The organism is Pristimantibacillus sp. PTI5, assembly GCF_048572955.1.
Classification (GTDB): Bacteria; Bacillota; Bacilli; order Paenibacillales; family Paenibacillaceae; genus Pristimantibacillus.
The window spans coordinates 6,712,400-6,723,648 of the sequence record NZ_CP183886.1 but is presented as its reverse complement, the minus strand read 5'-3'; the positions used below and the strand labels follow the sequence as shown (position 1 = coordinate 6,723,648).

The following is an 11,249-nucleotide window of genomic DNA, read 5'->3' as shown; positions in this document are numbered from 1 at the left end:
ATCACCGGATTATTGAAACCGCCCTTAAAGAAAAAGAAGCATCTTAAATAAAAAATAGAGCCAGATGGTTTACATTCATTGGTTCTGTTCTTTTAAAAAGCGGTTCATGAAGCGATGAATCATACCAGGTTCAAATCCTGGCGGTTAATCTTTGCAGAAAGTTACTTCTGTACTATGAATAGTGATAGGATATGTTTTTCTTCTTTCTCGTATTGTCACTACGCTGAGTCCTTCCGAAAAACTCTCTAACCTCTCGTACTGATCCCCTAGCTCTATCATCTCCATGTTACGCTTCATCAACGTAATGTTTTTCTTCTCATAAACTAATGCTATGCCCTCGCTAAAACATGAAGCGCCCGTAAACCTTGGTTCAATCGCAAATTCTCCGTCTGGATTCAGGTATCCCCAATTCCTTCCTAGTTTGACCGGGGCCAACTGCTCATAAAAATCCTCCGCGTCATTATAATTAGTTTCGACTATGACTTCACCTAATCTGTTAATGAATCCGAATTTATTACGTTTACCAATTACCGCCATTCCCTCTCGAAAATCACCAGCATAACCAAACTTTGGTGGAATAACGATCTGACCTTTGCAGTCAATATATCCTATCTTACCTTTTACACTTATTGAAGCAAGCCCGTCAGAAAAGGAGATATAATCGTCAGATATAGGATCTATTACGTATTCGCCTGCTGCATTGATGCATCCGTGCTTTCCAGAAGGGTGCTGTACGGATACGATACCATCTCTGAAGTGCATGGAGTTATTATATATCTGATCATTAATAAAATTCCCATTTACATCAATGAACGCTCTCCCCAATGTAATACCATTAGGTATGACTGCGGTGGCGTATCCTTCCGAAAAATCATAGGCATATTCAAAATTAGGAGGAATTACAATCTTACCGTGTATATCTAGATAGCCATACTTACCGTTATTTTGAAACAATGCACGGCCGCAAGAAAAATTCTTTACTCCAAAATAATCTGTATCCAACAAAGTTTCGCCGGATTTTGAAATGAACTTCGTTTTATTGTTCTGGAAAACAGCAGCTATGCCATCTGTGAAAGAAGTAGCTATAGTTTCCCGTAAGTTCAATCATGACTGATGTGAATCTTGTTCATTGCCAAGCCAATCAGGAGTTTAAAATCTCACGTAGTTCTCTCACGCCTTCCGAACAGTGGGCGAGTAAAATACGTCACTATGCATATGCTGAATTTTGTCCCATTTGCCAGGATTGGTCGTGTCTGGACAGCGGTGCTCCAGAATGGCCTGATACAGGGTGGTTTTTTCTTCCAAATGGGCAACGTGCCGTTTAGCTTCTTCGAGCTTAGCGAGCGCCGCTTCTTTATGCTCCATCATGAGTGCGCTGCGTTGCGGAATGGTTGAATCCCCTTCGAGACAGAGATCGACGTACATTTTGATGACTTCAATCGGCATCCCGGATTGCTTGAGGCATTTGACGCCATGCAGCCAGTTGATCGATTCTTCGTCAAACAGCCGTATATTATTCTCATTTCGCTGTACGCTTGGCACCAACCCTTTATCCGTGTAAAAGCGTACAGCGTGCTCGGTGAGTCCCGTTATCAGCGCGGCTTCTTTGACAGTATGCATGTAAAGTCCTCCTTGGAAAATAAATTTTTGAAGATGGCTTGACTTCGTGTAACACGAAGGCTCTAGGCTTATTGTAATGCAAATCAGCCGTAAGCAGAATCCCCGCTGCAGTACCCGATTCCCGGGATACGGGCCGTTTGCTATTATACATTTGAACACTAGGAGGAATTACAATGCAAACCGTAACATTGAACAATGGCGTAAAAATGCCGATCATCGGCTTTGGTGTCTACCAAGTTCCGGATGTTGAAGAATGCGAGAACGCGGTATATGAAGCGCTGATAGCCGGTTACCGCCTGATCGACACCGCCGCTGGTTATCTGAATGAGGAAGCGGTCGGACGCGCGATTAAGCGCAGCGGTGTGCCGCGTGAGGAGCTGTTCATCACGACCAAGCTTTGGGTTCAGGATGCCGGCTACGAAAGTGCCAAGCTGGCGTTTGCTAAATCCATGAAGAAGCTGCAGCTCGACTATCTCGATCTATACCTTATTCACCAGCCGTTCGGCGATTATTACGGCGCTTGGCGTGCCATGGAAGACCTGTACCGTGAAGGCAAGATCAAGGCGATCGGTGTCAGCAACTTCCTGCCCGACCGTCTGATGGATCTCATCGTGCATAACGAAATCGTGCCCGCCGTCAACCAGATCGAAACGCACCCGTTCTACCAGCAGATCGAGAGCGCCGCTTTTATGAAAGAGCAGGGTGTTCAACACCAGTCGTGGGCCCCGTTCGCTGAAGGACTTAACAACATGTTCGGCAACGAAGTGCTGGCCTTGATCGCAGAAAAACACAACAAGTCCGTCGCCCAGGTAGTCCTGCGCTGGCTTGTTCAGCGTGGAGTCGTTGCAATTCCAAAATCGGTGCGCAAAGAGCGGATCGTCGAAAACTTCGACATTTTCGATTTTGAGTTGAGCACGGACGATATCGAACTAATTTCCACTCTCGATACGCGGGAAAGTCTTTTCTTATCGTACCGCGATCCGGAAGTCGCCAAGATGATGGGCAACTGGAGAGTCGGTCTGTAAACCTAGATCAAACCGTAAACTCATCACGCGTTTATCCTCATCTATTAAGAAAGGACAGGGCGACGCCCCCGTCCTTTCTTTACTTGAATTGTAAATTCTAAGAATAGCAAAACTGCTGCTACCGGTGCAACGAAATCTATACTTCGGCCAATACAGGTAACACACAGAACCACCGAGACTATATGTCTTTGAGGATTTGAATGACCTTTCTTTTAACTGATTCATCATTCACTTAAATCCTCTCCTCAAGTTCAGTATTCTGCTTTCCGAAAATTGTGTTGACTTTATATACAACTTAACTTTAACACATATTGAAACTATTCTGTCCGTTAGCGTAGCGAAGGGCTGCCATGTGGCAGCCCTTCAGGGGTTGAACTATCGTTTCCCGTTAGTTCAATGCGGTTAAATCGAAACCTCAAATTCTTTTACATAAACAGCATTTCCGGTAACTTCTATGCCATCGCCATTTGTTACTGTTACTTGCACGCTGCCATTCCTTCCGATTTCCTGACCTTGTTCTATCAAAAGATGTAATAAAGAATCTGACTTTATATATCTTGAATAATAAGCTCCCATTACCCCAGAGGCAGTGCCAGTGACTGGGTCTTCAATTGTACCAGAAAACGGTGATGAAAAATGGCGAGCGTGCATATGTGCGTTGGAATCATATGTTTTTAAACAAAAAGGATGAAGAGACGCTCTAGGCATTTCCTTCAGAATGTTTGGAAAGAGTTTGTTAATTGGTTTCATTCGTCTGAAAGCAGCAAGACTTTTTATTGGAATCAATAATGTCCATGTTCCTGTGCTGCCATACAAAGTTGGTAATTCTGTCTCTATATCGCCTTCATCAATCCCCATAGAAATAGCTAATTCTTGAAGAGAACCATTGAATCCTTTAAATTGGGGAGTTGCTTGCCTCATTGTTATGTAAAGTCCTTCGTTTGAAATTAGTCTTATCGGTAAAACCCCTGCTTTTGTTTCAATTGTGAAATCAGTTTTATTACCCAATAAACCTTTTGTTTTCAATGCATAGATAGTTGCCATTGTTGCGTGACCACAAAGATTTATCTCATGACCTGGTGTAAAAAAACGAATTCTTAAATCAGCAATATCGGAATGAAGTGGGAAAGCCGTTTCATTAAATCCTACTTTTTCTGCCACTTCTAGCATTTGCACTTCAGTAAGATTTTCACCATCCAATACCACCCCTGCTGGATTCCCCATATTAGGAATATTACTGAATGCGTCATAATGATAAACCTTTATTTTTTTCACAAGCCCACCCCCAACGTAATACCTCTTATAATAGCAATTTTAGAGTGTTATTGTAACGAAATTTCGCCACTGTTTTTTTGAGCATAACTGCCTGTTAGCTCAACGAGGCCGTCGATTTATGCCGACAGCCTCGTCCTTGCGCTTGCTATGCTATAGTACCCCGTTAGCTTAATGAATGGTCGAATCTGATCCTTGAAATTCCGAGGGCGGACCGAGGGTCGTATGCCCGAAGCGTGAATATGATGTTAGGTGAAGTACCTGACTCCTTGTTAAGCTCACAAGATTCATTATGGTCTTTCATATTTATCAATTATCTTCCATATTCCTTTTGAGTACTTAACCGTTAACGTCATTGGGGCATGTGATCCATATAACGATTTGTTTGATTCACTGTCAATTCCTTCATACCTATATGTAATCCATACCTTACCAATAATAAAGAAGTGAAGTACTTTCCCCGTACTTAATGAAAATTTGATTTTGTCATTAGAACTTGAAGGATACATTTCTTGTCTAAAAAACTTTTTCATGATCTCTGGTTTAACGTATTTACCCTCGATTTGAGAATCCTGTTCAGGATGCAAATATATTGTTCTAAGAGTATCTTTCACACTTACTAGCATCCAAATGTAACACCATATATATAAGACCAAGAACAATAATACGGATAAAGTAATATAAATAGTTTTTCTCTTCATATCTCTCTCCTTCAGGTATTTCACCTAACGATAAATTTGCGAACTTCGCAAATAATTCCATCCTTGGAGTATTCGCGAAATGTCTAAACTATCCTTCCCGTTAGCTTAATGCCAAGTACATCTGAAACAATTAACATTGTTTTATTCATATTAAAACCACATCCTATGTCGCTGTCTTATGCCTCTTTTGTGCTGGAAGCTATTATTCTCCTAGTATGACACGTCTACATACTTTGCTGAAGTTAATCATGCATTACTAAATGATGCTGAAACACTCCAGGTAAAAGGCAGTCTATAAAAACTGTATCCGTGTACCAAATGTCGCCTTCTTAGTCCTCTTGCTTATTCAGAAACGGTCTGCGGATTGTTCAGAAGCCCTGTCCATATGTTCACCGAACGATCGTTAGGATCAGATTCCACCTCATAACCGAATGCTTCAGAGATAAAGCGGAGCGGTACATAGGTGACATTAATTATATGCGGTGGACTCTCCAGCTGGACTGCCTTGCCGTTGATATAGGCAGTGTAGTTGTCGATTGTCATTTTCATAGTTAATCCGTTTTTTATGGCGGTTATGGTCCGGTCTGCATTGTTCCATTCAACTCCGACTTCAAAAAGCTCAAACAGGTAGCGCATTGGTACTTCTGATCTGCCATTCACTACGTTCAGTGGCGGTGCTAGCTTAAGGGGCATATCGTCAATGTTCAGCTGGTAGATGGATCGCCAAGTCCTGAATGTCCACTGCTTAGTCAGTGATGCACCACCGGTTTCAAAAGAAACCTCGGCCGTGTACGTCCGATCGCTCCTCAGCTGTCTCTGCGCCGTCAGCACATATTCGTAGCCCGAGTCAAGCTTCTTCACGTTAAGCGGAATGCTGATATGTCTGCTGCCAGTTTGGGTGCTTAGCGACGCCTTTATACCGGATACATCCCGCTTATTGCTGAAGACCGTAATGGTCATTCCTTCTCCCTGGATCAGTTTATCTATATCTTCCGATTCTATGTAACCAGCAAATACCTCATTCATCCCGTCGTAGGGATACACACTTGCAACTGATGGAGTCGTTATATCACTTTCTGCTTTTAATACTCCCACGATAACGGTGGCCCTTCCTACTCTCGCTATGCCAAGCGCGACACACCCGGAGTCAGTAATACTTCCCTGCGGTTATGAACCAAGGACAGCTCGTGAATTTCTGATGCCATATCGAATTCATCGTAAGCCATTTCCTTCATATATACCGTCTCTAGAATTTCCTGATTTGTCCCTTTGTAGCCAGCCGCAGCCGCCCTCTTCTCTGACGTAGGCTGAGTATAAAACTTAAAGCCTTTTTCTTCAGCGGAGAGATCACCCTGAGACTTTAACGTATAATGAGCATTTGCATAGCGGGCATGATTAACAGCCGCTTTAACGAGAGCAGGATCAAGCTTAACCTCGGACAATCCCATTTTCAGGCGAAGCTTGTTGACGGAAGTCAGCGCTTTCTGCTGCTCAGCACCGCTGGTGCTGTCGTACAATTTTTGTGCCGCCTGCACATTGGGAGCGGCCGTCAGGTGGGGAAGCATTATAAGCAGCAAGCAAGAAATAAGCATCCATTTTTTAACCAATCTGTTCAACCTCCCATAAAATCCATATATTGTTAGATGTCATTCACCGTAAAAGGTTGCTGAGCTACCCAGTTGCGGATGTGAATGATAGTCAAGCAATGCCAAAATAATAAAAAAATCGCCATGCACTTAAGTGAGCAGGCGAAGATCGATTTTCACAGTGGAACACCAGTTGAAACAGAGGGAAATCTTTTTTGTATTAAGCTACGCTATCCTGCCCGTTAGCGTAATGAAGCAGACGATCATTGTGGTCGGCTGCTTCCGTGTTTTTATTGAACTAACGTTCCCCGTTAGTTGAACGTTTTATTACGCTTAGGGTACTCATTTACAACTTCCCAGTTCTTATATTGATGGAGTCGGATTGCGTTAAATACAATTGAAAATAATCCTAATCCAGTACCAATAATATAAAGTATCATGGTCTCAACATTGCTTTCGAGTGACTGAAAAGCATTATAAAAGGATGAAATTGTAATAAATGCACCAGCTAAAATATACACATATCTTCTTGAATTAGACCTTCTTATTTTCTGTAAAAAGTGATCATAACATGGTTTACATATAACTGTTTTCCGTTTGCCAACAAGATTTAAACAGTCAGCACAATAGTTTTAATTACAAAAAGGACAATTAGTTTCATGTTCAACCTGATTGTGTACAAAGCATGATTTCAAAATAGAGCCTCCTTGTATTAGGTTAATTCTTTAGTAATTCTAGTAGGTAACTGCAATAACCTGCCCGTTACTTCAATCCTACATTCCCGGAATTTATTCCTCCATCGTTATAAATTCCGGGAATGTAGGATATAAATAACACTATTCGACACATAGATTATGAAAGAATGTCAAATAGAAATCCACCTGCCCAGCCACATGGCCAAGCGGGTTTTTTATTATCTTTATTTGTTCATGCCTTATGAAGCACATATAGCGCTAATGAGCGCCTGCCCGTCAAACCATAACCCGGAAGTTCTGTTCTGGAATGAAAGGCTTCCAGCCAGTAAAAAAAGTGAGAGAAAGGTCATCAAAACTGCCTTTAGCTTGTGTTATCGCTGCCGTTCTTTTTCGGGAAATCGAACCTATTTGATTTAAAAATGCGAAATAAGAAAGATTAATCCCTACTAATAAAGACTATGATAAAATACTAATATATTTATATGTAGCATTATACTTGGAGTGACCGTGGTACCTATAGAGAGGTCCTTCAGGAAATAAAATTATTGTGGCATGTGTTAGTTAAATACGGAAAGCCACTTCGAAATTATAAGAAATAGATGTTTGATTGTAATTAAGATATTATGGTTATTCATAGTTAGGCTAAGTTTCTTAGTACATATTCCCTATGATTTATCGGAGGATTATTTTTAATGAAAAGATATTTGATTTTGATAAGTTTGATTATCCTGTTCTTCATTGTGACTGCACCGATCGTATACGCGCGGTCTTATAACATTGACGAGGTGCGAATTCGCGCTTGGATTCAACCAAATGGCGACTTGCTGGTGAATGAAATATTTACTTATACCTTTAAAGGTAAATACGATCGAGTGCAGCGGTTTATTCATGAAGACCACCATTACGGTGTGAGAAATTTCGAGTCCTACGAACTGATTAATTCCAATGCAGAGATAGGTTACGTTACGCCGAGTGAGCTTCGCTTATTACCTGTTTCTGAGAAAGAGAATGGTTATTATTCTTCCTTATCAGTTGAAAATGAACAAAAGTACATATTTTATACCTATACGCTTGCCCAAGCTGTCAAATCCTTTGCAACCTATAGTGATTTAACAGTTCCTTTTTTTGGGGGCAGCACTAATCACGATGAGGATTATTCAAATGTCACAATTGATTTTGTTTTCCCGCGAGAAGTTGACCCGGAGGATTATTATGCTTATTTTCATGACCGCAATGGAGCAGTGGAACAAAAAGGTCCTTCTGTTGTTCGGTTTAAAACATCGGTTTCCGAAATGTATTCATTGACCGAAACTCGCTTGCTCTTTCCTTCTGAAGTGATGAGCGGTCAAGCTAAAGCCAATGAACCCATGTCTTTAGAGGCTGCGCTGGCTAAGGAAAATCAATACATGCATTCCCTGGCTTCAAAAAAACAACACAAAGAGAAACTAGGCTACATATTCATAGCATTCGCAATTCTTCTAACTTCCACTAGCATTTGTATGGTACTCTTGCCGCAACGGCGCCAAGGAACGGGAAATCCCAATGAACTGCTAAACAAAGATCCACTCCACTTATATTTGTTGGATCGTCTTGGGAAGAAGGATTCCAATGCGTTTCTGGCTGGCTTGTATTCCTTAGTGGAAAAAGGATTTGTCTCTGTATCCGTTAACTCAGCTCACGGTCGGTTTCAAAGAGATCCGGAGGCGCCAGACCAAACTCTGCTATTCATATTGACAGCGGATGAGCACATGCTGTCGGATTCAGAAAGGAAGCTTGTTAAGGCCTTGTTTAAAAACAGAGGGGCTAAGCATCAAACCTTCCTTCTGTATGATATTGCCGGTGCAACAAAGAAGGAAAAAGAGGAAAAGGTCTCTTTTAGAAGCTACATTTCAAAAATCCATGCATTTAAAATAAGAGAGCAGCAGTGGTGGGATGACGTCATAGCAGTGATGAAAGCTGAAGGCATAATGAGCAATCGTATCCCGCTAATATTGAAAGGATTGTTATCGATTTCGGCATTCGCCTCGATGATATACGCCTATATCCTTGATTCCCTTGATGGATCGTCTATTTCTCTGTACGGCATATCTGCCTTAATAATATTGATAATATCACTACGTAAATCAACGAAGCGTTGGCCCTTTATCCTATTTTGGGGGGTTACACTATTCGCTAATCTTATGTTGCAGGATGCGGATTTGCTGTTCAGCCTTTTCTTGTTCATTACATCGAGTATTGCACTAATTAGTGTTACACCAAGGATGATCTTATCTAGAGATGCTGCTGAGGTCTATCGTAGCATTAAGTTATTCAGGAAGCAGATGAATGCAGGTGGAATCCCAACTCACGAGTTGGAGAAATGGATGGTTAGATCGCAGTTGCTTCGCACCAAGCCTCAAGCTGCTTATGAAAATACTGCTATGGAGCTTGCTGCAACAGCACCTTTTGCGTATTTGATGATGTCCGGTCAGAACCCTATTACTTATATGGTGGACTCGTGGAAAATGACCATGCCGTACGGAAGCAGTGCTTCTGGCTCAGGAAGTAGCGGGTATTCCGGCGACGGAGGTTACAGTGGAGGCGACAGCGGCGGGGGAGGCGGAGACGGCGGCGGAGGTGCTGGAGCTGATTAAGGTGAAGACTTTATAATACAGTTTCACTATCAAACAGGAGGTGTGTTTTATTGTACCCGAATTTGGTAGATCCAAAGACTCACAAGGATTGGTTACCACCTCATTCATTTGAATGATAAGCTCAAATCGGAAAATTAACAGGACAGTATTTATATTTGTGGAATTCCACGTTAATGGAACCTAATGCTGAAGCTATTTTTGATGAAGAGGACAAATACTTAGTCTGCGCCCAGGCAATCGTATGTCCCCAGAACTATCACAGATTTTCCCAAACCTTTTTGAACCAAGTCCATTAGGAGCCCCTGTATTGGATAAAATCAAGACTCAACTCGAAAAAGGTAACATCACACAAGCCGATATTGAATCAGTGACAAGTGTTCAATATTTACATGAGCCTATCGACGTTGTTAAAGTGTGTTGCTTTGGGCAGACGCCTTCAGTACATGAGATGGTTATTAATGAAAGCATGGCTGAAATTGAAAAGATATTTTTTGAACATGCGACCGAGAGAGGTTTGCCGACAACGGTTGAGCACTACATAGTTCATGCTACGGTTTAACTAACGGGTACGATAGTTGAGGAGCTTTCTTCGTGGAAGCTCCTTTTTCGTTATTGAAGTAACGGGCTGGTCCGACAAGTTCTGTTATAATTCAATGCAAACAGCAGGCAACCGTCGCGCCTGCTCATTAATGTGTATCATTCAACTAAAATTCACCGTTAGTTCAAGAGGATAATACTTACTTTTAGTATTTCATTCATTTTTGTATAAATGATCCATAAACTTATCGTGTAATTGAATTCCATCTCGTAAAGACTGCTTAGTCTCTTGATCAATCAAATCTACTTCAAAGTTCAACCCACCATAACCATCAATCATTTCCAAAATGCGATAAATCACTTGCTCAACGAGCTCATTCTGAATTACAGCAAGTGCTTTTAGGTCTTCTTCCGAGTTCAGCTTATTTCGGAGAAATTGGTAAGCCCCATCGGAATCAGTCCATTGAATGTTTGATTCAGGGTGGAAGATTCCAACTGATAAATCAACATTAGTATCTTTAATTCCTTTTAAGTTTTCGAAAAGTAATCTCTGCTTCTCAGTCAGCATATCATATAACCCCTCCGACAATATCTTATGTTTGTTCTTTTATACATCTGTGTATTATTCAACTAACCTGCCCGTTAGCTCAACGATGCTGCAGCTCTAAGTCGGCAGCCTCTTTCTATTAAATGCTAAGTAAATATGTCCCATTAGTTTAAATTGTTACTGTAATCTTCCAACCAAATTTTTCAATCCAGGCATTTTTGTTATTTCTCGAAATACAATCATATGCCTTTTTCGTAAAGAGGTCCTCTTGTTTGTAGGATGATATTGTGAATCTAAATGGATAATCAATCGCATTCATTAGATAGCTCTTGTTAGTCAATGTTAAATATTCTCTAACGAATGCATGCCTTATACAGAAAACTAAATCCGTACCTTGCTCACCTCTAAACGAACTTCTTAGTAGTGCGGCTACGGTTGCTTCTCTTTGTAAAAATAAACTCTGCCCTTTTGTAGCATACCCTTGCTCTTGAAGTCTTTTTATTACAATATCCTCATATAAACGATTAAAATCAGCAGCATTCATAATGATCACCTATCCACTTGAAATATCATTTCAATATTCTCACACATATCTTTAAAAGCTAAATTCGTATTCTCAACTCTAAGCTTTCC

At 41.1% G+C, this 11,249-nt stretch carries 11 protein-coding genes and 1 pseudogene; 4 read left to right on the top strand and 8 right to left on the bottom strand.

Annotation, left to right across the window (positions count from 1 at the left end; translation table 11 throughout):
* Positions 1-144 precede the first annotated feature (144 nt).
* Together ACN6MW_RS29850 and ACN6MW_RS29845 are read right to left on the bottom strand one after the other, a co-directional pair.
* Positions 145-1,104 (bottom strand): WG repeat-containing protein, encoded by a 960-nt coding sequence (locus ACN6MW_RS29850; RefSeq protein ID WP_419873362.1) that lies wholly within the window; start codon positions 1,102-1,104, stop codon positions 145-147.
* Between the two features lie 66 nt (positions 1,105-1,170).
* Positions 1,171-1,620 carry a MerR family transcriptional regulator gene (locus ACN6MW_RS29845; RefSeq protein WP_364140014.1) on the bottom strand — a complete coding sequence of 150 codons (450 nt, stop codon included), beginning with the start codon at positions 1,618-1,620 and terminating at the stop codon, positions 1,171-1,173.
* Positions 1,621-1,793: 173 nt separating this feature from the next.
* Between ACN6MW_RS29845 and ACN6MW_RS29840 the strand changes: the two genes are divergently transcribed.
* On the top strand, positions 1,794-2,645 hold the full coding sequence (locus ACN6MW_RS29840) for an aldo/keto reductase (RefSeq protein WP_419873361.1): 852 nt from the start codon (positions 1,794-1,796) through the stop codon (positions 2,643-2,645).
* Positions 2,646-3,047: 402 nt separating this feature from the next.
* Here ACN6MW_RS29840 and ACN6MW_RS29835 read toward each other — a convergent pair whose 3' ends face one another.
* The 4 genes from ACN6MW_RS29835 to ACN6MW_RS29820 all read right to left on the bottom strand — a co-directional run bounded on the left by ACN6MW_RS29835 (position 3,048) and on the right by ACN6MW_RS29820 (position 6,225).
* Positions 3,048-3,920, bottom strand: a complete 873-nt coding sequence (locus tag ACN6MW_RS29835) for a PhzF family phenazine biosynthesis protein (RefSeq protein WP_419873360.1) — start codon at positions 3,918-3,920, stop codon at positions 3,048-3,050.
* A 287-nt stretch (positions 3,921-4,207) separates the two neighbouring features.
* Complete coding sequence (locus ACN6MW_RS29830) at positions 4,208-4,531, bottom strand: hypothetical protein (RefSeq protein ID WP_419873359.1); 324 nt, start codon at positions 4,529-4,531, stop codon at positions 4,208-4,210.
* Positions 4,532-4,960: 429 nt separating this feature from the next.
* Positions 4,961-5,578, bottom strand: coding sequence for a copper amine oxidase N-terminal domain-containing protein (locus tag ACN6MW_RS29825; protein ID WP_419873358.1), 618 nt, complete (start codon positions 5,576-5,578; stop codon positions 4,961-4,963).
* Between the two features lie 161 nt (positions 5,579-5,739).
* On the bottom strand, positions 5,740-6,225 hold the full coding sequence (locus ACN6MW_RS29820) for a CAP domain-containing protein (protein ID WP_419873357.1): 486 nt from the start codon (positions 6,223-6,225) through the stop codon (positions 5,740-5,742).
* A gap of 1,168 nt (positions 6,226-7,393) precedes the next feature.
* Here ACN6MW_RS29820 and ACN6MW_RS29815 point away from each other — a divergent pair.
* The 3 genes and pseudogenes from ACN6MW_RS29815 to ACN6MW_RS29805 all read left to right on the top strand — a co-directional run.
* A pseudogene (locus tag ACN6MW_RS29815) lies at positions 7,394-7,498 on the top strand (DUF3626 domain-containing protein); the annotation flags it as partial.
* 93 nt (positions 7,499-7,591) lie between these two features.
* A complete protein-coding gene (locus ACN6MW_RS29810) occupies positions 7,592-9,532 on the top strand; it encodes a DUF2207 domain-containing protein (RefSeq protein WP_419873356.1) in 1,941 nt (646 codons plus the stop codon).
* A gap of 307 nt (positions 9,533-9,839) precedes the next feature.
* Positions 9,840-10,091, top strand: coding sequence for a hypothetical protein (locus tag ACN6MW_RS29805; protein ID WP_419873355.1), 252 nt, complete (start codon positions 9,840-9,842; stop codon positions 10,089-10,091).
* Positions 10,092-10,283: 192 nt separating this feature from the next.
* Here the strand turns inward: ACN6MW_RS29805 and ACN6MW_RS29800 are convergent, their stop codons facing one another.
* Together ACN6MW_RS29800 and ACN6MW_RS29795 are read right to left on the bottom strand one after the other, a co-directional pair.
* Positions 10,284-10,637 (bottom strand): hypothetical protein, encoded by a 354-nt coding sequence (locus tag ACN6MW_RS29800; RefSeq protein WP_419873354.1) that lies wholly within the window; start codon positions 10,635-10,637, stop codon positions 10,284-10,286.
* Between the two features lie 148 nt (positions 10,638-10,785).
* Positions 10,786-11,160, bottom strand: coding sequence for a hypothetical protein (locus ACN6MW_RS29795; protein ID WP_419873353.1), 375 nt, complete (start codon positions 11,158-11,160; stop codon positions 10,786-10,788).
* Between the last annotated feature and the right edge of the window lie 89 nt (positions 11,161-11,249).